Annotated in this window: 18 protein-coding genes; 8 read left to right on the top strand and 10 right to left on the bottom strand. The window is 64.3% G+C overall.

The genetic code is table 11. The annotated features are described in order from the left end of the window. Position 1: 1 nt before the first annotated feature. The 3 genes from ABIA90_RS08620 to ABIA90_RS08610 all read right to left on the bottom strand — a co-directional run bounded on the left by ABIA90_RS08620 (position 2) and on the right by ABIA90_RS08610 (position 6,300). A complete protein-coding gene (locus ABIA90_RS08620; RefSeq protein ID WP_354118869.1) occupies positions 2 to 1,489 on the bottom strand; it encodes an MFS transporter in 1,488 nt (495 codons plus the stop codon). 503 nt (positions 1,490 to 1,992) lie between these two features. Next, entirely contained in the window at positions 1,993 to 4,026 is a 2,034-nt protein-coding gene (locus ABIA90_RS08615; protein WP_259259862.1) for a methyl-accepting chemotaxis protein, read from the bottom strand. A gap of 234 nt (positions 4,027 to 4,260) precedes the next feature. After that, positions 4,261 to 6,300, bottom strand: a complete 2,040-nt coding sequence (locus ABIA90_RS08610; protein WP_354118543.1) for a methyl-accepting chemotaxis protein — start codon at positions 6,298 to 6,300, stop codon at positions 4,261 to 4,263. Positions 6,301 to 6,641: 341 nt separating this feature from the next. Here ABIA90_RS08610 and ABIA90_RS08605 point away from each other — a divergent pair, with 341 nt between their 5' ends. The 4 genes from ABIA90_RS08605 (at position 6,642) to ABIA90_RS08590 (ending at position 11,672) form a co-directional block, all read left to right on the top strand. After that, positions 6,642 to 7,127, top strand: coding sequence for a (2Fe-2S)-binding protein (locus ABIA90_RS08605; RefSeq protein ID WP_085403642.1), 486 nt, complete (start codon positions 6,642 to 6,644; stop codon positions 7,125 to 7,127). An 84-nt stretch (positions 7,128 to 7,211) separates the two neighbouring features. Beyond that, on the top strand, positions 7,212 to 9,554 hold the full coding sequence (locus tag ABIA90_RS08600) for a xanthine dehydrogenase family protein molybdopterin-binding subunit (protein ID WP_354118542.1): 2,343 nt from the start codon (positions 7,212 to 7,214) through the stop codon (positions 9,552 to 9,554). 13 nt (positions 9,555 to 9,567) lie between these two features. After that, entirely contained in the window at positions 9,568 to 10,368 is an 801-nt protein-coding gene (locus ABIA90_RS08595) for an FAD binding domain-containing protein (protein WP_354118541.1), read from the top strand. 197 nt (positions 10,369 to 10,565) lie between these two features. Beyond that, positions 10,566 to 11,672, top strand: coding sequence for a CaiB/BaiF CoA transferase family protein (locus tag ABIA90_RS08590; RefSeq protein WP_354118540.1), 1,107 nt, complete (start codon positions 10,566 to 10,568; stop codon positions 11,670 to 11,672). A 138-nt stretch (positions 11,673 to 11,810) separates the two neighbouring features. On the opposite strand, the gene hppD is transcribed toward ABIA90_RS08590, so the two are convergent. Next, complete coding sequence (gene hppD, locus ABIA90_RS08585; RefSeq protein ID WP_354118539.1) at positions 11,811 to 12,929, bottom strand: 4-hydroxyphenylpyruvate dioxygenase; 1,119 nt, start codon at positions 12,927 to 12,929, stop codon at positions 11,811 to 11,813. 119 nt (positions 12,930 to 13,048) lie between these two features. Here hppD and ABIA90_RS08580 point away from each other — a divergent pair, with 119 nt between their 5' ends. Together ABIA90_RS08580 and ABIA90_RS08575 are read left to right on the top strand one after the other, a co-directional pair. After that, the gene (locus tag ABIA90_RS08580; RefSeq protein WP_038959069.1) at positions 13,049 to 13,528 is read left to right on the top strand and encodes an Lrp/AsnC family transcriptional regulator; all 480 of its coding nucleotides are present in this window, start codon (positions 13,049 to 13,051) and stop codon (positions 13,526 to 13,528) included. Positions 13,529 to 13,601: 73 nt separating this feature from the next. After that, the gene (locus tag ABIA90_RS08575; RefSeq protein ID WP_208084016.1) at positions 13,602 to 13,913 is read left to right on the top strand and encodes a DUF1272 domain-containing protein; all 312 of its coding nucleotides are present in this window, start codon (positions 13,602 to 13,604) and stop codon (positions 13,911 to 13,913) included. A 114-nt stretch (positions 13,914 to 14,027) separates the two neighbouring features. Here ABIA90_RS08575 and fahA read toward each other — a convergent pair whose 3' ends face one another. The 5 genes from fahA to ABIA90_RS08550 form a co-directional block, all read right to left on the bottom strand. Further along, on the bottom strand, positions 14,028 to 15,302 hold the full coding sequence (gene fahA, locus ABIA90_RS08570) for a fumarylacetoacetase (RefSeq protein WP_354118538.1): 1,275 nt from the start codon (positions 15,300 to 15,302) through the stop codon (positions 14,028 to 14,030). Positions 15,303 to 15,531: 229 nt separating this feature from the next. Then, complete coding sequence (gene hmgA, locus ABIA90_RS08565) at positions 15,532 to 16,878, bottom strand: homogentisate 1,2-dioxygenase (protein WP_354118537.1); 1,347 nt, start codon at positions 16,876 to 16,878, stop codon at positions 15,532 to 15,534. 2 nt (positions 16,879 to 16,880) lie between these two features. After that, complete coding sequence (locus ABIA90_RS08560; protein ID WP_085403648.1) at positions 16,881 to 17,837, bottom strand: MBL fold metallo-hydrolase; 957 nt, start codon at positions 17,835 to 17,837, stop codon at positions 16,881 to 16,883. Positions 17,838 to 17,860: 23 nt separating this feature from the next. After that, positions 17,861 to 18,085 carry a DUF2783 domain-containing protein gene (locus ABIA90_RS08555; RefSeq protein ID WP_014490505.1) on the bottom strand — a complete coding sequence of 75 codons (225 nt, stop codon included), beginning with the start codon at positions 18,083 to 18,085 and terminating at the stop codon, positions 17,861 to 17,863. Between the two features lie 8 nt (positions 18,086 to 18,093). Then, the gene (locus ABIA90_RS08550; protein WP_354118536.1) at positions 18,094 to 19,710 is read right to left on the bottom strand and encodes an FAD-dependent oxidoreductase; all 1,617 of its coding nucleotides are present in this window, start codon (positions 19,708 to 19,710) and stop codon (positions 18,094 to 18,096) included. A 110-nt stretch (positions 19,711 to 19,820) separates the two neighbouring features. Here ABIA90_RS08550 and ABIA90_RS08545 point away from each other — a divergent pair, with 110 nt between their 5' ends. Then, positions 19,821 to 20,363 (top strand): MarR family winged helix-turn-helix transcriptional regulator, encoded by a 543-nt coding sequence (locus ABIA90_RS08545; protein ID WP_354118535.1) that lies wholly within the window; start codon positions 19,821 to 19,823, stop codon positions 20,361 to 20,363. A 45-nt stretch (positions 20,364 to 20,408) separates the two neighbouring features. Further along, complete coding sequence (locus tag ABIA90_RS08540; RefSeq protein ID WP_354118534.1) at positions 20,409 to 21,173, top strand: class I SAM-dependent methyltransferase; 765 nt, start codon at positions 20,409 to 20,411, stop codon at positions 21,171 to 21,173. Between the two features lie 19 nt (positions 21,174 to 21,192). On the opposite strand, the gene ABIA90_RS08535 is transcribed toward ABIA90_RS08540, so the two are convergent. After that, a complete protein-coding gene (locus ABIA90_RS08535) occupies positions 21,193 to 21,999 on the bottom strand; it encodes an N-acyl homoserine lactonase family protein (protein WP_354118533.1) in 807 nt (268 codons plus the stop codon). Between the last annotated feature and the right edge of the window lie 326 nt (positions 22,000 to 22,325).

The following is a 22,325-nucleotide window of genomic DNA, read 5'->3' as shown; positions in this document are numbered from 1 at the left end:
TCTACTCCATAAAGGCAAGCGGCCGCGCGATTTGTTCGAGCGATTTGCGTTCCGCGGCGACGGCGTAGCGCCACGCCACGATCGCAGCCACGATCATCAGGAAGGCCCCCAGCAAATAGCCCGCGAACACGCTGGTGCGTGATCCCGTGTCGATCAGCGCGCCGAACAGCGCGGGCCCGATCACGCCGCCGATGCCGGTGCCGATTGCGTAGAACACCGCAATCGCCAGCGCGCGCACTTCCAGAGGGAACGTCTCGCTGACGGTCAGGTAGGCGGCGCTCGCTGCGGGCGAGGCAAAGAAGAAGATCACCATCCAGGCAATGGTCTGCCCCTGCGCGCTCAGCGCGCCGATCGAGAACAGATAGCCCGAGAGCGCCAGCAGCACGCCCGACGCACCGTAGGTAAACGTGATCATGACGCGGCGGCCGAGCGTGTCGAACAGGCGGCCGAGCAGCAGCGGCCCGAGGAAGTTGCCGGCGGCGAACGGCAGGAGATACCAGCCGACATGCTCGGCGCTGATGCCGTAGAAGTCGGTCAGCACCAGCGCGAAGGTGAAGAAGATCGCGTTGTAGAAGAACGCCTGCGCGCTCATCAGCACGAGGCCGACCAGGGAGCGCTGACGATAGACGAAGAACAGCGTGTGCACGACCTCCCTGATCGGAGTGTGGTCGCGCATCTTCAGGCGTATTTTCGTGAAGCGGCCATCCCTCGCATGCCGGTCATGCCCGATCACAGAGCGCTCGATCTCGTCCACGATGGCGTGGGCCTGGTCGGGCCGGCCGTGGATCATCAGCCAGCGCGGGCTCTCCGGAATCCACATCCGCATCAACAGCACGACGAGGCCGAGGATCGCGCCGATGAGATAGGCGAGGCGCCAGCCGAGATCGGGACCGATCAATGCGGGATCGAGCAGCACGATGGCCGCCACCGCGCCCATCGCCGCGCCGATCCAGAAACTGCCGTTGATGACGAGATCGGTCCAGCCGCGATAACGCGCCGGCACCAGTTCCTGGATCGTCGAGTTGATCGCAGTGTACTCACCGCCGATGCCGGCGCCGGTGAGAAAACGAAACAGCGCGTAGCTCGCGACATTCCACGACAAGGCGGTCGCGGCAGTCGCGGAGAGATAAAGCGCCAGTGTGATGAAGAACAGTTTCTTGCGGCCGATGCGATCGGTGAGCCAGCCGAAGCCGAGCGCGCCGAGCACCGCACCGGCGAGATACGCGGAATTGGCGATACCGAGATCGAGATTGGAGAATTGCAGCGACGGACTCTGCTTCAACGCGCCGGAGAGCGCGCCGGCCAGCGTCACCTCGAGCCCGTCGAGGATCCAGGTGATCCCGAGCGCCAGCACGACGCGGGTATGAAAGCCGCTCCACGGCAGCGCATCGAGCCGCGCGGGAATGCTGGTCTCGATGATGCGGTCAGCCGCGACCGCCGCAGAGACTGCAGGTCCATAATTCAGCGCTGGGCTTTGCTGCAATTCCATCGCGTTGCTGGGTCTAACCAATGGAAGCGGCCCCGGTTCACATGGTGTGGACGGGGGCGTTCCGATCATGGAGGTGCGGCATTCCGCCTGCCACCTGCGACAACGCCTGCGGCAAAGGCGGGTTCCCGCGGGAACACCCATCGAGGCCGTCCGTTTCGGATGGAGCCGCAAGGAATTGACGCATGGCTCGCGTCAGAAAGACGACACATTCGCGCAAAACCTGGAGCGCACGAAGGTGGAGCTGAAGCGGATGTTCGGGAGGGAGTGAGACTCGCGCTCTTTACCCCGCTGTCGTCCCGGACAAGCGAAGCGCAGATCCGGGACCATAACCACAGGGAGTGGTTTGGCGAAGACTTGGAGTTACCACCGTCCGTCTCAACTATCCGCTGGGAGTATGGATCCCGGATCGGCGCGCGCCTAAGGGCGCGCTTGTCCGGGACGACAGCGGAGTATGAGGCGATAGCGAGGTCTTCAAGCGCCAAGCGCCTGACGCGCGGCGAGCCTTACGCGGCCCTGATATTGCCCATAAAGCGATCGAGCTCGGCGCGCAGGCGCGTGCTTTCGGATGACAGCGTCTTGGCCGAGTTCAGCACCTCTTCCGAGGCCGAACCGGTTTCGGCGGCGCCGCGATTGACCTGGCCGATGTCGGTGGCTGCGGTCTGGGTGCCCTGCGCAACGGTCTGGACGCTGCGCGCGATTTCCTGCGTCGCGGCGCCCTGCTGCTCGACGGCGCTCGCAATCGACGTCGAGATCGACGAGATCTGGCCGATGGTCGCGCCGATTTCCTTGATCGCGGCGACCGACTCGGCGGTCGCGCCCTGCATCCCGGTAATGTGGGAGGAGATTTCGTCGGTCGCCTTCGCGGTCTGGCTGGCCAGCGACTTCACTTCGCTGGCGACCACGGCGAAGCCGCGGCCGGCCTCGCCCGCGCGCGCCGCCTCGATGGTGGCGTTGAGCGCAAGAAGATTGGTCTGCTCGGCAATCGCCGTGATCAGCTTGACGACTTCGCCGATCTGCTGCGCGGCATGGGAGAGTTTTCCGATGCGGCCGTCGGTTTCCTTCGCCTGCACCACGGCATTTTCTGCGATTCGGCTGGAATCGCGGACTTGGCGGCCGATCTCCTCGACCGAGGCCGAGAGCTCTTCGGTGGCGGTTGCGACCGACTGCATGTTGCTGGAGGCCTGCTCGGAGACACCGGCGACCTGGCTCGACAGGCTCTGCGTGGTCTCGGCGGTGCGGGTCAGCGTGGAGGCCGCCGATTCGAGCTGCACGGCCGAGGCCGAAACGTTGGAGACGATGGCGCCGACGGCGCTCTCGAAATCATCGGCAAAGCGAATCAGCTCGGAGCGGCGGCTTGCGGCCTGCTCGCGGTTCTGGGCTTCGCTCGCGGCGGCATCGCGCTCGGCTTTCGCGACGGCCTGAACCTTGAATTCCTCGACCGCGCCAGCCATCTCGCCGATCTCGTCCTTGCGGCCCAGGCCCGGCAGCACGACGTCGAAATTGCCGGACGCAAGCTCGCGCATCGCCTTGCACATCGCGATCATCGGACGCGAGATGCCGTTGCCGAGCATCAGGGCCAGCACGGCGCCAATGGCGAGGCCGCCGAGCGCCATCATCAGCATCAGCCGTTCGGTCTCGGTGATGGTGGAGTTGGCGCTCGCTTCGATGCGCTGCTGATCCGAGGTCAGATCGGACCGCAACTCGGCCGAGAGCTTGAGAATGCCCGCCGCCGTCTTGGTCATCTCGCCGTTCAACTTGACGATGATCTTCACGTTCTCGGTCAGCTTCGAGAAAGAGGTGCGGTACTGCTTCAGCAGGTTGCCGATCTCGGTGACGCGGTCGGTGATCTTCTGGTCATTGGCATAGATCGAGACCAGCAGGGTCTCCAAAAACTTGATGCGGGCGATCACGCCGTCGGCGGTCTTCGGCTCCGGCTTGGCGACGAAGGCGCTGACCGAGGTGGAGACCGCGAGATATTGCGAGGTGACGTCCTTGGCGGTGGTCTGAACCGAGTTCAGGCCCGCCAGCGCGGCCGTATCGGCGAGATCGTCGAACTTGAAGCGGATCTTGTTGCCGACGCTGTTGAGCTCGTCGGCGGCGATCTTGTTGTTCTCGCGGGTCAGCGTGATGATCTCACCGAACACCTTGGTGAAGCGCTGGAATTCGGCCTCGAGCTTGCCGACCTGCTCGCGGCGCGCCGCGCCGGTCGTGGCCGCCACCGACTTGGCGATCGCGCCCTTCAGATTCTCTTCGGCGGCCTTGGCCGCGGTCTCGTCATCGGTCGCGCCCGTTAGCGTATAGGCCCGCGCCAGTCCCTGATAGGCGATCAGCTCGCGGTCCACGGTCCGCGCGAGGTCCGCTTCCGACACGCTGGCCCGGTAGGAGGCGACGGCGGCCTGGATCCGCTCGAAGCCGAAATAGGCGAAAGCCATGCTGACGGCGAGGATGGCCAGCACCGCCACGAAGCCGAGGATGATTTTTGCACGAAAACGCAGGGTGAAGAGCTTCGATGTGTTCGGCGTCGACTTGACGGGCATTCCCCACCCCATTCCATTCGCGGAAAACCAGGCGCAGCCCGGAAGCAGCCCGCTTCCTGACTCGTGAGCACGGTAGAGTGCAAAGGATAAGCGGCGGTAAATTTATGGCGTCGCAACTTGCGGTTAGGTGACGCGGGGAGATGCGCACTCGGCTGTCGTCCCCGCGCTCACGCGCCTTCGCGGGGCGACAGCCGAGAGTGACGCGACGGCAGCGGCTTCGGACGCGGCCGAGCCTTACGCCGCCCGGATATTCCCCATGAACCGGTCGAGCTCGGCGCGCAGGCGGGTGCTTTCGCTGGACAGGGTTTTGGCCGAATTCAGGACCTCCTCCGAGGCCGAGCCGGTTTCGGCGGCGCCACGGTTGACCTGGCCGATGTCGGTGGCGGCGGTCTGGGTGCCCTGCGCGACGGTCTGGACGCTGCGGGCAATCTCCTGCGTCGCTGCGCCCTGCTCTTCCACGGCGCTCGCGATCGAGGTCGAGATCGACGAAATCTTGCCGATGGTGGCGCCGATCTCCTTGATCGCGGCGACCGACTCGGCCGTCGCACCCTGCATGCCCGCGATGTGCGAGGAAATCTCGTCGGTAGCCTTCGCGGTCTGGCTGGCCAGGGACTTCACTTCGCTGGCGACCACGGCAAAGCCGCGGCCGGCCTCGCCCGCGCGCGCCGCCTCGATGGTGGCGTTGAGCGCCAGAAGGTTGGTCTGCTCGGCGATCGCGGTGATCAGCTTGACCACCTCGCCGATCTGCTGGGCGGCGTGCGACAGCTTGCCGATGCGGCCGTCGGTTTCCTTGGCCTGGACCACCGCAGCTTCGGCGATGCGGCTGGAATCGCGGACCTGGCGGCCGATCTCCTCGACGGAGGCCGAAAGCTCTTCGGTCGCGGTTGCGACCGACTGCATGTTGCTCGAGGCCTGCTCGGACACGCCGGCAACCTGGCTCGACAGGGTCTGCGTGGTTTCGGCGGTTCGAGTCAGCGTGGAAGCCGCCGATTCGAGCTGCACGGCGGAAGCCGACACGTTCGACACGATGGCGCCGACCGCGCTTTCAAAATCATCGGCGAAGCGAATCAGCTCGGAACGGCGTGCGGTGGCCAGTTCCTTGTTCTGGGCTTCGCTGGCGGCGGCGTCGCGCTCGGCCTTGGCCACGGCCTGAACCTTGAATTCCTCGACCGCGCCGGCCATCTCGCCGATCTCGTCCTTGCGGCCGAGGCCCGGCAGCACGACGTCGAAATTGCCCGACGCGAGCTCGCGCATCGCCTTGCACATCGCGATCATCGGACGCGAGATGCCGGTGCCGAGCAGAAAGGCGAGGATCGCGCCGAGCAGCGTGCCGCCGACGGCCAGCATCAGCACCAGTTGCTCGGTCCGTCCGATGGTCGCTTCCGACTCCGAATCCAGCCGCTGCTGTTCGGCGACGAGGTCCGCCTTCATCGCGGTGGCGCCTTGCAGGATCGCGCCGGCCGAACCGCTCATCTCGGTGACGAGCTCATCCACCATCTTGGCGTTGGCGATCAGCTTCTCCAGCGCTTCGCGATAGGCCACGAGGATGGTCTTGGCGTCCTTCAGGCCGGCGACGATCTTGTCGTCCATGGAATAGACCGCGCCGAGCGAATTCTCGACGAATTTCAGCCGCGCCAGCGCGCTGGTCGCGATCGCCTGGTCGGAGGTCAGCACGAAATTGGTAGCTGCGGCGCTCGCGGTCTGGAACTGGGCGTTGACCTGCTTGGTGCCGAACTCGATCGACTGCGCCTCGGAATCGGAAGCGTTGTTGCCGATATCGTCAAGCTTGTATTTCAGGAGATTGGCCTGGCGCGTCAGCTGGTTCTGCACCAGCAGCGCGCTGTCGCGCTTGGCCTGGAGGACCTTTGCGAAGGTCGCAGAGAAGTTGGAGAATTCCTTGGCGAGCTTGTTGAGGCCCTCCTGCCGCGCCGGCTTCTGGGCACTCTTGACCGCCTGATCGATGGCGCTCTTCAGGCCGGTCTCGGCGTCCAGCGCCGCTTTTGCATCGTCCTCCTTGCCGGTGACGACGAAATAACGGACGGCCGAGCGGTAGGCGAGCAGCTCGCGGTCGATGTTGCGGGCGAGATCGGCCTCGGTGACGCTGCTGCGGTAGGACCCGACCCCGGCCGAGACCCGCTCGAAGCCGAAATAGGAGAAAGCCATGCTGCCGGCGGAGATCACCAACACCGCGGCGAAGCCGAGGATGATCTTGGCGCGGAACCGGAGGGTCGGAAATATTGTACGCTTCGACGGCGACGCGATACGCCCGGACATTCCAACCCCCATTTTCTATTCAGCCGTGATCCGGAGGCGCCCCGCCTCCAGACCCGGATGCGCAAAACTAGGGCAGAATGGATAAAGGGCGGTAAATTCGCCGCACCTGCGCAATTTCCGGCTTTGTCGGCCAAAAGCCGACCGGATGGGATGACGGCTGGCATCCCACATGGGCCGACCATTTTGCGGCGGTCGACCCGCTTCGCCGGCCCAAGTCATTGCCCGCTCGTCAGGATCGATGACTTTTCCATGACCGGCGTGACCAAAATCCTAGTTGCAATGTCCGGGGGCGGCGGTCTCTAATTAGAAACAATCAAAATCAATCCGGGGAGGTATATTCCGTGTCTACAGTCAAACTGACGGTGAACGGCAAGGCCGTTGCCGTCGACGTCGAGGACCGCACGCTGCTGGTCCAGCTCCTGCGGGATCACCTCAACCTCACCGGGACCCATGTCGGCTGCGACACCAGCCAGTGCGGCGCCTGCGTCGTACACGTGGACGGCAAGGCGGTGAAATCCTGCACCATGCTGGCCGGCCAGGCCGACGGCGCCAGCGTCACCACCATCGAAGGCATCGCCAAGGGCGACGAGTTGCACCCGATGCAGGCCGCCTTCCGCGACAATCACGGCCTGCAATGCGGCTATTGCACGCCGGGCATGATCATGTCGGCGATCGACATCGTGCACCGCCATGGTGGCGAGCTCGACGAGCCCACGGTCCGCCACGAGCTCGAAGGCAATATCTGCCGCTGCACCGGCTACCACAACATCGTCAAGGCCGTGCTGGATGCAGCCGGGCGCATGAAGGTCTCGCAGGCGGCCGAGTAAAGCGGCGCGCCTCGAATAAAGAACCACCGCTGCTGCTTTCGAGGGAAAGCGCAGTCAAGACAATTCCGGTCGGGAGGACCAGACATGGGTGTTGAAGGTATCGGCGCGCGCGTCGTGCGCAAGGAAGACAAGCGTTTCATTACCGGCAAGGGCCGTTACGTCGACGACATCAAATTGCAGGGCATGACCCATGCCCATTTCATCAGAAGCCCGCATGCGCACGCCAAGGTGAAGAAGATCGACTCTTCCGCCGCGCTCAAGATGCCCGGCGTGGTCGCAGTCCTCACCGGACAGGAGATCGTCGACGACAAGGTCGGCAATCTCATCTGCGGCTGGGCCATCACATCCAAGGACGGCAGCCCGATGAAGATGGGCGCATGGCCCGCGATGGCGCCGGAGACCGTGCGCTTCGTCGGCCAGGCCGTCGCAGTCGTGATCGCCGACAGCAAGAACCTGGCGCGCGACGCCGCCGAAGCCGTGGTCGTGGAGTACGAGGAACTGCCGGCAGTCGCCGACGTCCACGCTGCGATCAAGGCCGGCGCGCCGCAGCTTCACCCCGAAGCCCCCGGCAACCAGGTCTATGACTGGGTGATCGGCGACGAGGGCGCCACGGATGCCGCCTTCGCCAAGGCGGCCAATGTCGTCAAGCTCGACGTCACCAACAACCGCCTCGCCCCGAACGCGATGGAGCCGCGCGCGGCGATCGCCGACTATGACGCGGCGGAAGAGCACTTCACTCTCTATACGACGTCGCAGAACCCGCACGTCGCCCGCCTGGTGCTGTCGGCGTTCTACAACATCGCCCCCGAGCACAAGCTGCGCGTGATCGCCCCCGACGTCGGCGGCGGCTTCGGCTCAAAAATCTTCATCTATCCCGAGGAGATGGTGGCGCTGTGGGCCTCGAAGAAGGTCGGCCGCCCGGTAAAATGGACCGGCGACCGCACCGAGGCCTTCCTCACCGATGCGCATGGCCGCGACCACGTCACCCATGCCGAGATGGCGTTCGACGCCAACAACAAGATCACCGGCTTGAAGGTGAAGACCTACGCCAATTTCGGCGCCTACATGTCACTGTTCTCCTCGTCGGTCCCGACCTATCTCTACGCCACGCTGCTGTCGGGCCAGTACAACATCCCGGCGATCCATGCCGAGGTGGTCGGGGTCTACACCAACACCACGCCGGTCGACGCCTATCGCGGCGCGGGCCGCCCCGAGGCGAGCTACCTGATCGAGCGGCTGATGGAGACGGCCGCGCGGCAGTTGAAGGTCGATCCGGCCCAGCTGCGCCGGAGCAACTTCATCACCCAGTTCCCGCACCAGACGCCTGTCATCATGGCCTATGACACCGGCGACTTTAACGCCTCGCTCGACGCCGCGATGAAGGCGATCGACTATGCCGGCTTCGCAGCCCGCAAGGCCAAGGCGAAGGCGGACGGCAAGCTGCGCGGCATCGGCGTGTCCTGCTACATCGAGGCCTGCGGCATCGCGCCGTCGAAGGCCGTCGGTAGCCTCGGCGCCGGCGTCGGCTTATGGGAATCCGCCGAAGTGCGGGTCAACCCGGTCGGCACCATCGAGATCCTGACGGGCTCGCACAGCCACGGCCAGGGTCATGAGACCACGTTCTGCCAGCTCGTCGCGGAGCGCCTGGGCGTTCCCATCAGCCAGGTCTCGATCGTCCATGGCGACACCGACAAGGTGCAGTTCGGCATGGGCACCTACGGCTCGCGCTCCGCGGCCGTCGGTCTCACCGCGATCCTGAAGGCCATGGAGAAGATGGAATCCAAGGCCAAGAAGATCGCAGCGCATGCGCTCGAAGCGTCCGAGGGCGACATCGTCATCGAGAACGGCGAGTTCAAGGTGGCCGGTACCGACAAGGCGATCGCCTTCCCGATGGTCGCGCTCGCGGCCTACACCGCGCACAATCTGCCTGACGGGATGGAGCCGGGCCTGAAGGAAAGCGCCTTCTACGACCCCTCCAACTTCACCTTCCCGGCCGGCGCCTACATCTGCGAGCTCGAGGTCGATCCCGGCACCGGCAAGACCTCCTTCGTCAACTTCGTCGCGGCCGACGATTTCGGCCGGCTGATCAACCCGATGATCGTCGAGGGACAGGTCCATGGCGGCCTCGCCCAGGGCATCGGGCAGGCGCTGCTCGAGCACGCCATCTACGATGCCAACGGCCAGCCCGTCACGGCCTCGTTCATGGACTACTCCATGCCGCGCGCCGACGACCTGCCCTCGTTCAACCTCTCCCACACCACGACGCTGTGCCCGGGCAATCCCCTGGGCATCAAGGGTTGCGGTGAGGCCGGCGCGATCGGCGCCTCTGCGGCCGTGATCAACGCGATCACGGATGCGATCGGCAAGAACAACCTGGAAATGCCCGCAACCCCGGACCGGGTGTGGCGCACGATCCACGCGGCCTGAGAGGAGCAACAAGATGTACCAGACCACTTATCATCGCCCCTCCTCGGTCGACGAGGCCGTCGCCCTGTTCGGCAAGAGCAGTGAGGCGAAATTCCTCGCCGGCGGCCAGACGTTGCTGCCGGTCATGAAGCAGCGGCTCGCCAGCCCGTCCGACGTGATCGACCTCGGCAAGATCAAGGAGCTGATCGGTGTCGAGGCTTCCGGCGACACGGTGACCATCAAGGCCGCGACGCCGCATTACGACGTCGCGACCAGCGATGCCGCGAAGAAGGCGATCCCCGCGCTCGCCTATCTGGCGTCGCTGATCGGCGATCCCGCCGTGCGCTATCGCGGCACGATCGGCGGCTCGCTCGCCAACAACGACCCCGCCGCAGATTATCCAGCAGCAGTGCTGGCACTCGGCGCGACGATCAAGACCAACAAGCGCTCGATTGCGGCGGACGACTACTTCAAGGGCCTGTTCACGACGGCACTTGAAGACGGCGAGATCATCACCGCCGTCTCGTTCCCGGTTCCGGCCAAAGCGGGCTACGCAAAATTCCCGCATCCGGCCTCGCGCTTTGCTCTGACCGGCGTGTTCGTCGCCAAGGCCAAGTCGGGCGACGTCCGCGTTGCTGCGACAGGCGCGTCACAGAGCGGCGTGATGCGAGTGCCCGCGATCGAAGCCGCGCTGAAGGCCAACTGGTCGCCGGCGGCGATCGACAGCGTGAGCATTTCGGCGAGCAATTTGCTGTCGGACATTCACGGCACGTCGGAGTACCGGGCCAATCTGATCAAGGTGATGGCGCAGCGCGCCGTGACTGCAGCGGGCTGATAGCGCCTGAACACAAATCTTCCGCGGCGCGCTGCAATGCGCGCCGCTTTTATTATGCGCCCATGCATGAAAACCGCTTGCCTCGCGGACATGAAGGCGAGAAAAGTTAATCAGCCAATTAACTCGCCCCAAAAGAGGAACGTCAAAGGCGATTGCCGGACCACCGGAATTCGCCGGCGACCCGAGGAAACAACAACGTGCTCGATAAACCAGCGCCCACCTCCTCCGTCCGCACCTCCGGCCCGCTCTCGGGCTTCCGTGTCGTCGAATTCGCCGGCATCGGACCCGGCCCATTCGCCTGCATGATGCTGGCCGACATGGGCGCCGATGTCGTCACGCTCGATCGCGTCGGTTCCAAGAAGAGCATGAAGTCGGTCGCGGGCCGCGGCCGCAAGGTGATCGAGCTCGACCTCAAGGACAAGGCGGCGATCGCAGAGGTGCTCGACCTGCTTGCCAGCGCCGATGCGCTGGTCGAGGGCTTTCGTCCCGGCGTGATGGAACGGCTTGGGCTCGGCCCGGACGTCGTGCTCGCGCGCAATCCAAAGCTCGTCTACGGCCGCATGACCGGCTGGGGCCAGGAAGGCCCGCTGGCCAACGCCGCCGGCCACGACATCAATTACATCTCGATCACCGGCGCGCTGGCCGCGATCGGCACCAAGGAAGCCCCGGTGCCGCCGCTCAATTTGGTCGGCGATTTCGGCGGTGGCGCGCTCTATCTCGTCGTCGGCGTTCTCGCCGCCCTCCTCGAAGCGCAAAGGTCCGGCAAGGGCCAGGTCGTAGACGCCGCGATGTGCGACGGCGCGGCATCGCTGATGTCGTTCTTCTTCGACATGAAGACGATCGGCCGCTGGAGCGAGGGGCGCAACCAGAACTTCCTCGACGGCGGCGCACATTTCTACGGCGTCTATGAATGTGCCTGCGGGCACTTCGTCTCGATCGGCTCGATCGAACCGCAGTTCTACACGCTGCTCCGCGAGCACGCGGGCCTGACCGATGCCGACTTCGACGCGCAGATGAACCCCAAGGCCTGGCCCGCGCTGAAAGAAAAGCTGAAGGCCGTGTTCAAGAGCAAGACGCGCGAGGACTGGTGCAAGATCATGGAAGGCACCGACATCTGCTTCGCGCCGGTGCTCACCATGTCGGAAGCGACCGAGCATCCGCACATGGTCGCCCGCAACGTCTTCCTCGAACGCCACGGCGTGAAGCAGCCTGCGCCGGCGCCACGGTTCTCACGCACGCCGTCGGCGGTGCGGGAGCCGGAGGGCGCGGAGATTGGTGCGGTGATGGCTGCGTGGAAGAGGTAGATCTAGCCTCGGCAAAGATCGCGTAGGGTGGGCAAAGGCGCGAAGCGCCGTGCCCACCATCTCTCCACAATCCTGATAGAAGTGGTGGGCACGCTCGCGCTTTGCCCACCCTACGGCAGTGTGCCCGAACGCAGCGACCTACGCCGCGTTATCCACCTTCAACACCCCGCGCCGGATCTGGTCCTCCTCGATCGACTCGAACAGGGCCTTGAAGTTGCCCTCGCCAAAGCCGTCGTCGCCTTTGCGCTGGATGAACTCGAAGAAGATCGGGCCGATCGCGTTGGCGGAGAAGATCTGCAGCAGCACCTTGGTCTGGCCGCCGTCGACCACGCCTTCGCCATCGATCAGGATGCCGTTGGTCTGGAGCCGCGCGACGTCCTCGCCGTGCTTCGGCAGGCGCGCGTCGATCCGCTCGAAATAGGTCTCGGGCGGCGACGGCATGAACGGCAGGCCGGCTTCGCGCAGGCCTTCGATGGTGGCGTGGATATCGCGGCAGCCGCAGGCGATGTGCTGGATGCCCTCGCCGCGATAGATATTCAGATATTCCTCGATCTGGCCGGACTCGCCGGCGTCCTCGTTGATCGGAATCCGGATCTTGCCGTCCGGGCTGGTCAGCGCGCGCGAGAACAGGCCGGAGGCGCGGCCCTCGATGTCGAAGAAGCGGATCTGGCGGAAGTTGAACATCTTTTGGTAGAAGCCCGTCCACACATCCATGCGGCCGCGATGGACGTTGTGGGTGAGGTGATCGAGATAGAACAGGCCGGCGCCGACGGGCCGCGGATCGCGTGCGCCCAGCCACTCGAACTCGACATCATAAGCCGAGCCCTTGGCGCCGTAGCGATCGACGAAATAGAGCAGGCTGCCGCCGATGCCCTTGATCGCGGGCACGTCGAGCGTCTTCTGCACCGACGACACATCGGCAGGTTCGGCGCCGAGCGCGATCGCACGATCATAGGCCGCCTTCGCATCGACCACGCGAAACGCCATCGACGGCGCGCAAGGGCCATGCGCGGCGACGAAGTCGAAGCCGTGGGTGCCGGGCTCCTCGTTGACGAGATAGTTGATGTCGCCCTGGCGATAGACCGTGATCTTCTTGCTCTTGTGGCGGGCGACGGGCGCATAACCCATCAGCTTGAACAGCGCGTGCAGCTCTTCCGGATTGGGATGCGCATATTCGACGAACTCGAACCCGTCAGTGCCCATCGGATTGTCGGCGGTAATGGTGGCCGGCGGTGCATCGTGCGGAAACGGACCCATGGTGCTCTCCAATTGCTGCTGCCATGAACTATCCTTCACCGGCCGTGCAATGAGCGTGCAAACGGGACGCATTTTGGCTATCATATGCACGATCCGTGCATCAAATGGATAAATGACGCATGATCTCCGTAGACGCCTTCGACCTCAAGATCCTGGGCGCGCTCCAGGATGACGGCCGCCTCACCAACCAGGAGCTCGCCGACCTCGCGGGTCTCTCGGCTTCGCAATGCTCGCGGCGGCGGATGCGGCTGGAGGAGGAGAAGGTGATCTCGGGCTACCACGCCGATCTCTCCAGCGAGGCGCTGGGCTTCGGCGTGATCGCCTTTATCCAGGTGGGGCTCGCGACCCACTCGCCGGACAATTCGAAACGCTTCCGCGCCTTGGTCAACCGCATCGACGAGATCCAGGAAGCTTATTCGCTGACGGGTGACGCCGATTACGTGCTCAAAGCCGTGCTGCGCGATCTCAAGGGTCTCTCCAATCTCGTCAACGACGTGCTGATGCCGCACCAGAGCGTGGCGCATGTGCGTTCCTCGATCGTGCTCGACAGGCTCAAGGAAAGCTCGCGGCTGCCGCTGAAGGATTTGAAGGCTGGCTGAAATCGAGGGAACTACGCCATTCGCGCTTCACGCGCCGTCTGCGATGATCAAGCCAATCTGCGGAGATTCAGCCATGGCCCTCCAGCTTCGACCGAACTGCGAATATTGCGACCGCGACCTGCCGCCTGATGCAACGGATGCGCGGATTTGCTCCTATGAATGCACGTTCTGTGCGGATTGCGTGGAGACGAAACTCTCCAATGTCTGCCCGAATTGCGGCGGCGGCTTTGCGCCGCGCCCGATCAGACCGACGCAGGAATGGCGGCCGGGCGTGTGCGTCACCAAACACGTGCCGTCCGACAAGCGGGTGCATTTGAAATACAGCCCGGAGGATGTCGCGGCGCATTGCGCGCGGGTGCGCGACGTGCCGCCGGAGAGGCGGTAGGTCTCGTAGGGTGGGCAAAGGCGCCTTAGCGCCGTGCCCACCATGTCTCCGCAACTATGATCGGCATGGTGGGCACGCTTCGCTTTGCCCGCGCTACGACACTGGAACGCGCGGCTACTCCGCCGCCAAAATCGTCCCCTCGACCTCCCCGAACCCGACCCGGTAGCCATTGCCCTGGCACCAGCCGCGCATGACGAGGCTGTCGCCGTCTTCCAGGAACGAGCGCTTGGCGCCGCCGGGCAACTCCACCCGCTCGGTGCCGTTCCAGCTGATCTCCAGCAGGCTGCCGCGCTGGTTCTTCTCCGGGCCGGAGATGGTGCCGGACCCAAGGAGATCGCCAACATTCATCGCGCAACCGCTGGAGGCGTGATGCATGAGCTGCTGCACCGAGGACCAGTACATGTATTTGAAATTGGTGCGGCTGATGCCGGCGGGCGCATTGGCGCCGGCCGCGCGCAAGGAGACGTCGAGCTCGAGATCATAGTTCTGCGGCTTCGCCTGCTTGAGATAATCCAGCGGCACCGGCTCCTGCTCCGGTCCCTTCAGGCGGAACGGCTCCAGCGCCTCGCGCGTCACCACCCACGGGCTGATCGAGGTCGCGAACGCTTTTGCCAGGAACGGGCCGAGCGGCACATATTCCCATTGCTGGATGTCGCGCGCGCTCCAGTCGTTGAGCAGCACGAAACCGAAGATCATCTCCTCGGCCTGTTGCTCGGTCAGCATGCCGCCCATGGCCGAGGGCTGGCCGACCACGACGCCCATCTCCAGCTCGAAGTCGAGCCGCTTGCACGGCCCGAAGCTCGGCAGCTCGACATTCGGCGGCTTCAGCTGGCCGCGCGGCCGCTTTACCTTCGTTCCCGAGACCACGACGGTCGAGGCGCGGCCGTTATAGGCGATCGGCATGTGCAGCCAGTTCGGCTGCAGCGCGTTGTCCTTGCCGCGGAACATCACGCCGACATTGGTGGCGTGCTCCTTCGACGAATAGAAATCGGTATAGCCGGAAACCGCGAACGGCAGATGCAATTTTGCATCGCGCATCGGCACCAGGGCCTGCTTGCGCAGTTCCTCATTGTCGCGCAGCTCCGGATGATCGTGCCGCAGCAGCTCGCTGATCCGCGCCCGTGTCTTCGTCCACACCTTCGGTCCCAACGCCATGAAGGGATTGAGCGAGGTCGCGGAGAATATGCCGAGCGGACCGACATCAAGCCGGCAATCCTGCTCGAGCGCCCAGAGATCGAACACGTAGTTGCCGATCGCGACACCGACGCGCGGCGTCGGATCGGCCGAGGTCGAGAACACGCCATAGGGCAGGTTCTGGATCGGGAAGTCGGAGGCGGGATCGACCTCGATGAAGGAGCGGAGGCTGGGGTCGTTGGGATGGGTTGTCACTTTCGGCCTGGTCCTTTCTTCCTTCTCCCCTTGTGGGAGAAGGTGGCGCAAAGCGCCGGATGAGGGGTTCTATCCGCGCGTCCGAATGAGAGAGGTTCAACCGCGGAGACAAACCCCTCACCCGTCTCGCCGCTACGCCATAGTCGATGCAAAGCATCGGCGTTCTTAAGAGACGGCGGCCAGAGGCCGCCTATGCCACCCTCTCCCACAAGGGGAGAGGGGAAGACCGTCACGGCTTGTTCGGATCGAACCGCTTCTCGAGTCCCGTCCAGCAGTCCGCGTAATTGTCCTGCAGCGTCGACGACGTCGCGGCATGCGCTGTCACGCGCTGCGGGTAGCGGGTCTCGAACATGAAGGCCATGGTGCCGGTCAGCTTGACCGGTTTCAGCTCGCCATTGCTGGCGTGCTCGAAGGCATCGCGGTCGGGGCCGTGCGGCAGCATGCAATTGTGGAGCGAGATGCCGCCCGGGACAAACCCCTGCGGCTTGGCGTCGTAGACGCCGTAGATCAGGCCCATGAACTCGCTCATGATGTTCATGTGATACCAGGGCGGGCGGAAGGTGTTGTCGGCCACCATCCAGCGCTCGGGGAAGATCACGAAGTCGATGTTCGCGGTGCCCGCGGTCTCCGACGGCGAGGTCAGCACCGTGAAGATCGAAGGATCGGGATGATCGAAACCGATCGCGCCTACGGGAGAGAAGGTGCGCAGATCGTATTTGTAGGGCGCGTAATTGCCGTGCCAGGCCACGACATCGATCGGTGAATGCGGCAACGTGGTCTTGAACAGCGATCCGCCCCATTTCACGTAAAGTTCGGTCGGCGTGTCCTTGTCCTCGTAATGCGCGACCGGCGTGAGGAAATCGCGCGCGTTGGCGAGGCAATTGGCGCCGATCGGCCCGCGCTCCGGCAGCGTGAAGGCGCCGCCGTAGTTTTCGCAGAGATAGCCGCGCGCAGGACCGTTCGGAATCTCGACGCGGAATTTGACGCCGCGCGGGATCACCACGATCTCGCCGGGCTCGGCGTCGATACGGCCAAACTCGGTGACGACGCGCAGATTGCCCTGCTGGAGCACGAACATCAGCTCGCCGTCGGCATTGTAGAAGTGCTGGTCCACCATCGACCTGGTGATGAGGTAGACATGCGCGGCCATGCCGGCCTGCGTGTTGACGTCGCCAGCGGTCGTCATGGTCTGCACGCCCTGAAGGAAGGTCATGTCCTCCTTCGGGATCGGCGCTGGGTCCCAGCGCAGCTGCGCGATCGGCAGATCGTATTCATGGCATGGCGCCGAGCGCCACAGACCGTCGTCGGCCTTCTCGAAGCGGCCGGAATGCTTCACCGAGGGGCGAATGCGATAGAGCCAGGAGCGCTCATTGGTGCCGCGCGGCGCGGTGAAGGGCGAGCCGGAAAGCTGCTCGGCATAGAGCCCGTAAGCGCAGCGCTGCGGCGAGTTGCGCCCGATCGGCAGCGCGCCCGGCAGCGCCTCGGTCTCGAAGCTGTTGCCGAAGCCGGACATGTAGCCCGGCGTGACCTGTGCCGAGCTGCGAATGATCTGATCAGGCGAGGTGTTGACGTTCATGACTATCCTCCTCCTTGCAGGGCGGCCCACATTTCCTGGTCGCGCTTGTCAGTCCAGATCACGGGGTCGTCGATTCCCGACGCCTCGTCATAGGCGCGCGACACGTTGAACGGCAGGCAGTGCTCGTAGATGGCGAAGCTGTGGAATTTCGGATCCATCACTTCGCGCGTCGCCGCCATCGATTCCTTCAGCGTGCGCCCTTTGGCGACGGAGACCTCGGCCGCGCCATAGAGCGAGGTGACGAAGTCGCGCGTCATCGCGATCGCTTCGCGCACCGTGGCCGTGCCCTTCAGCGCATCGCCGCGGCCCGGCGCGATCGCCTTGGGATTGAAGTTGCGGATCTCGTTCAGCGTCAGCGGCCATTCGCGCAAATGCGCGTCGCCGCAATAGCAGGCCGAGTGATATTCGATGAGGTCGCCGGAGAACATGACCTCGGCATCCGGCACCCAGGCGACGATGTCGCCGGAGGTGTGTCCGGCGCCGAGCTGCATCAGGCGCACTTCGCGCTTCCCCAGATAGATCGACATCTCGCCTTCGAAGGTCAGCGTCGGCCAGGTCAGGCCGGGAATGCTCGCGGCATCCTGGAACAGCCGCGGGAAGCGGCCATATTCGGAATCCCAATCCTGCTGGCCGCGCTCCTCGATCAGACGATAGGTCTCCTGCGAGGCCACGATGCCCTGCGCCTTGTAGGCGGAGGCGCCCAGCACGCGGACGGCGTGATAGTGCGACAGCACGACATATTTGATCGGCTTGTCGGTGACGGTGCGGACGCGCTCGATCACCTTGTTGGCCATCGCCGGCGTCGACTGCGCGTCGAACACCAGGCAGCCGTCGTCACCGACGATGATCGCGGTGTTCGGATCGCCCTCCGCGGTGAAGGCATAGAGATCGGTGCCGATCTCGGAGAAGGTGATCTTCTTTTCGGAGAGATCGCCGGTGGATGCGAAGTTCTTCGCCATCAATTCATCCTCAGGTCTTTGGGTTATTGTTGTTGCTGTTGTTGCTGCTGGCCGTCGGTCATGCGCCGCTTCGCGAGCACGATCGCTTCCCGCAACACGTCGATGTCGCCGATATGGTTGGCGAGGATCAGGACCAGTGCCGCGTCGAAATCGGCGCTCTGCTCGTCGGTGAAGCCGCGGTGCGCCTCGACGATGGCACGAAACGCATCGTCGGGCCGCGCGAAGTTTGAGCTGGTTGAAAGCGGCATGCGAATCCTCAATTCAAGCCTTGGGCCCGAGACAACGCGGCCGTGATCGCCGCACGCTTCGGATGGCGGAAGCGCGCCGCAACATAGCCGTCGGGCCTGAGCAGATAGGCTGTATCAGGTTCGGCGTCATAGCGCTTTGCGACAAGGCCCGAGGGATCGGCAAGCCCGCCCTCGCCACCGATGCGGATATCCTTGACGCCATCGAGCGCATCGATCGCCGCGCCATTGCTGAACGACAGCAAGGTGAAGTCCGTTCCACCCCGGCGGAATGCGTCCGTCAGATAAGCCTGCTCGCCAACGGGGGCGTCGAGCATGGAGCAGCCGGGCAACGGTCCGCCGCGCCACGCCTCGGCATCGGGCGATGACAGCGGCGAGTCGTAGCTGCACGGCACCGAGAGCCGCCCGCCATTGACCATGCGCTTGCCGAACTCCGTTTCCTTGGCCAGCGACAGCACCGCCTTGCGCAGCCGCGCTTCCTGATGCGAGTTCGGCGCCATGAAATCCGTCGAGCGGGTCGATTCGCGGATGTTCTCGTCGGCAGCCAGGCTGCGCTCGACATGGTAGCTCTCGAGCAGGCCCGCGGGCGAGGTGCCACGCAGCACGCGATCGAGCTTCCAGGACAGATTTTCGGCGTCCTCGAGCCCGGAATTGGCACCGCGCGCGCCGAAGGGCGACACCTGATGCGCGGAATCGCCCGCAAAAATCACCCGGCCGTGGAGGAAGCGATCCATCCTCCGGCACTGGAATTTGTAGAGCGAGATCCACTCGAACTCGAACTTGTCGTGACCGAGCATGCGCGCGATCCGCGGCCGCACGTTCTCCGGCTTCTTCTCGACGACGGGATCGGCATAGCGATTGAGCTGGAGATCGATGCGCCAGACGTCGTCGGGCTGACGGTGCAGCAGCGCGGAGCGGCCGGCATGAAACGGCGGATCGAACCAGAACCAGCGCTCGGTCGGGAACTCCGCGGTCATCTTGACGTCGGCGATCAGGAACTGGTCTTCGAACACCTGTCCCGCGAACTCGGCGCCGACCATCTGCCGCAGCGACGAGCGCGCGCCGTCGCAGGCGACGACATATTGCGCGTGCAGGCGATAGGCGCCCTCCGGCGTCTCGATCGTCAGCGCGACGGAATCGTTGCGCTGTTCAAGCGCCGTCACCTTGTTGCGCCAGCGCAGATCGATCTCAGGGAGATCACCGATGCGATCGACCAGATAGGCCTCCGCGTAATATTGCTGGAGGTTGATGAAGGCCGGCCGCTTGTGCCCGTCTTCCGGCAGCAGGTTGAACTGGTAAAGCTGCGACTCGCCATGGAAGATGCGGCCGACGCTCCACACCACGCCCTTCTCGACCATGCGGTCGCCGACGCCGAGCCGGTCCCAATATTCGAGCGACCGCTTGGAGAAGCAGATCGCGCGCGAGCCTTCGCCGATCCGGTCGGCATCATCCAGAAGCACGACGCGCTGGCCGCGCTGGGCTAAGTCGATCGCGAGCGACAGCCCCACCGGCCCCGCGCCGACAACCACCACGGGATGCTCGGCCGCACTCTGGCCGGGACGATCCTGGTCGGGGTGGCGGCGATAGCCGAACTGGGTTTTGGCCTGCTGCGTATTGGCCTGCGCCATGCGCTAACCTCGGCTCTGGTCAAGAGAGGACTGATCTGCTAGATAGTCTCACGTGCAACTATTTTGGACCGGAGCCGACCGGCCGTCAACTGGAATTCGGAGCGCTCTCCTTGGCAAGGACATCCAGCGACATTGCGCTGAAGGCACGTGAGGCCGACGAGGCTTCATTGCGGCCGAAGGCGCGGCTCGATTTGTTCAAGTTCGTGCCATTCCGCCTCAACCGGCTTGCGGCGGAGGTGAGTTCCGCGCTTGCGGTCGAATATCAGGAGCGTCACGGCCTCGACATTCCGGCCTGGCGCGTGATCGCCACGCTCGGCTTCCGCAACGATGCCTGTAGCGCGCAATACATCTCGCAATGCACGCGCACGCACAAATCCACCATCAGCCGCGCCGTGACCACGCTGCTGCACCAGGAGCTGATCGAGCGGGTCGAGAACGAAGCCGACCGCCGCGAATTCCGCCTGCAACTGACGAAGAAGGGTCGCGCGCTGTACGAAGAGCTGTTCCCGCAATTGCTGCGGCGGGAAGACGAGATCCTCGCCTGCCTCTCCGCGCAGGAGCGCAAGCAGCTGTCGGCCCTGCTCGGCAAGATCGAACAGAGCCTCGACCTGATCCAGACCAGCGAAGAGGCCGACGCGAAAGAGGCGTATTAGGGCGCGTACTCATAGAGGTGCAGACGTCGGCTTTTGGGAGGCCGATTGAGAAAGCTTGGCAGGTCCGTGACGGCACTGGCTTATATAACGGCGCTACTTGCGGCGTTTGCCGCAACTCGCGCATACGCCGCTGACATAGGTTATCTGGCTTCCCCCGGAGTCGCTGCAAACGAGTTTCCCTCACCACAGCGCCCTGTTGCACGGATCGTCAGCCCGCGCCGCGCCGCCGAAGAGCGCCGAGACGCCCTCAATGAGGCCGGTCAAATCGCACGTGCTCTTGAACTGAAACCAGGTATGACAGTGGGCGACATTGGAGCAGGCAGCGGCTACCACACGGTCAGGCTCTCGCACCTCGTCGGCCCCGCCGGCTCTGTCGTTGCCCAGGACGTCACGCGGGATTACCTCATCGAGCTCGCCAGGCGAACAGAACGTCTGAAGTTGACGAACGTGCAATTCGCCCTCGGCGAACCACACGACCCGCGTCTGCCCGCTTCCTCGCTGGATGCTGCAATCCTCGTGCACATGTATCACGAGATAGCCCAACCCTATGCCTTCCTCTACAATCTCGCGCCCGCTCTAAAGCAGGATGCGCGGGTCGGAATTGTCGATCTTGAGCTTCCGACGTCGAAGCATGGCACGCCAATTGAGCTCTTGCGCTGCGAATTGACCGCCGTCGGCTATCGCGAGGTCGCCACATATAAGCTCGCAGGGGACGGAGGATACCTGGCGGTATTCTCTCCGCCGGAGCTAGCGGCTCGAAAATCTCCCCGCGATATCGTTGCTTGTGCGGATCCTGCCGGCACTCGCTGACACCACGCCCCGGATTCCGTCACTTCGCAAACGACCGCGACGGCGGCAAATGCAGGGCCCAGGCATCGACCTTGTCGCTCGCACGCGGATAGATCTCCGTCACGATCGGATCATGGCCGGGAATGAACCTGTCAGGATGGCCGGCGAGGCGTTCGATCGTCTCCCAGCCCTGCGCCATGTCGCCGATATTGTAGACGATGGGGAACGGGCTCTTTCGCTGCAGATTGGCGTAGTAATGTGCGGCATCGGACGCCAGCACCACCGGCCCGCGCGCGGTCTCGACCTTGACCACCTGCAAGCCGTCGGAATGGCCGCCGACACGATGCACGGTGACGCCAGGCGCCACCTCGCCGTCGCCGGAATAGAAATTGACGCGCTCGCCATAGACATGACGCACCATCTGCGTGACGTGCTCGACCGAGAACGGATGTCGCAGCAGTCCGTTGCACATGCAGCGTCCCGTCGCGTAAGCCATCTCGCGCTCCTGGAGATGGAAGCGCGCGTTCGGGAAGCGATCGAGATTGCCGGCGTGGTCGTAATGCAGATGCGTCACGATAATGTCGCGAACGCTCGACGCCGCGACGCCAAAGCGCTCCAGCGCATCGACCGGATTGAGCGTCAGCTTGCGCGCCCGCGCGCTCGCTTCCTCGGCGTTGAAACCGGTGTCCACCAGGATGTCGCGGCCGCCGCCGCGGATCAGCCAGACGAAATAGTCGAGATCCTGCGCCGCGCTGTCATGCGGATCGGGCTGAAGGAAATTCATGTTGGGGGTGCGGGGCGACATCGTCGCATAACGCAGGGCGTAGATTTCGTAGGCGTTTCCCATGGTTTTCTTTTCTGAGTTGGACCTTCGGGGACGATCAAGCGCACCAAGCCATTGTCGGCCGCAAAGGTCAAACACCGGAGGGCTGCGACAGCGTCCGGCCTGCTATGTGAGACCCCTCACATCTTCTTTGTCGCGGCTGCTCCAGCATCCTGCCGCAGAGTCGAACCAGATGGCGCCGAGCACAACCATGACAGTCCGTTTATTCCCCTCCCGGCGCGCCCACGCATCGCGGTCAATTGTCGCGATAATGCCGAATCTCCAAGCGGTTGACGCCCCCCTTCCGCGGTTTGATAATGCACATTGCGTAAGTTAAGGTCGCCGCGGCG

It is taken from the genome of Bradyrhizobium sp. LA6.8 (genome assembly GCF_040547935.1).
Lineage (GTDB): Bacteria > Pseudomonadota > Alphaproteobacteria > Rhizobiales > Xanthobacteraceae > Bradyrhizobium > Bradyrhizobium barranii.
The sequence above is the reverse complement of the archived record's forward strand: the minus strand, read 5'-3'. Positions and strand labels throughout refer to the sequence as shown.

Coding starts and splice junctions, on each gene's coding strand:
- ABIA90_RS08560 (WP_085403648.1), bottom strand. CDS start 17,837: ATGGCGAAGAACTTCGCATCCACCGGCGATCTCTCCGAAAAGAAGATC.
- ABIA90_RS08550 (WP_354118536.1), bottom strand. CDS start 19,710: ATGGCGCAGGCCAATACGCAGCAGGCCAAAACCCAGTTCGGCTATCGC.
- ABIA90_RS08535 (WP_354118533.1), bottom strand. CDS start 21,999: ATGGGAAACGCCTACGAAATCTACGCCCTGCGTTATGCGACGATGTCG.
- ABIA90_RS08610 (WP_354118543.1), bottom strand. CDS start 6,300: ATGTCCGGGCGTATCGCGTCGCCGTCGAAGCGTACAATATTTCCGACC.
- hppD (WP_354118539.1), bottom strand. CDS start 12,929: ATGGGTCCGTTTCCGCACGATGCACCGCCGGCCACCATTACCGCCGAC.
- ABIA90_RS08595 (WP_354118541.1), top strand. CDS start 9,568: ATGTACCAGACCACTTATCATCGCCCCTCCTCGGTCGACGAGGCCGTC.
- ABIA90_RS08555 (WP_014490505.1), bottom strand. CDS start 18,085: ATGCCGCTTTCAACCAGCTCAAACTTCGCGCGGCCCGACGATGCGTTT.
- ABIA90_RS08615 (WP_259259862.1), bottom strand. CDS start 4,026: ATGCCCGTCAAGTCGACGCCGAACACATCGAAGCTCTTCACCCTGCGT.
- hmgA (WP_354118537.1), bottom strand. CDS start 16,878: ATGAACGTCAACACCTCGCCTGATCAGATCATTCGCAGCTCGGCACAG.
- ABIA90_RS08620 (WP_354118869.1), bottom strand. CDS start 1,489: ATGGAATTGCAGCAAAGCCCAGCGCTGAATTATGGACCTGCAGTCTCT.
- ABIA90_RS08580 (WP_038959069.1), top strand. CDS start 13,049: ATGATCTCCGTAGACGCCTTCGACCTCAAGATCCTGGGCGCGCTCCAG.
- ABIA90_RS08600 (WP_354118542.1), top strand. CDS start 7,212: ATGGGTGTTGAAGGTATCGGCGCGCGCGTCGTGCGCAAGGAAGACAAG.
- ABIA90_RS08575 (WP_208084016.1), top strand. CDS start 13,602: ATGGCCCTCCAGCTTCGACCGAACTGCGAATATTGCGACCGCGACCTG.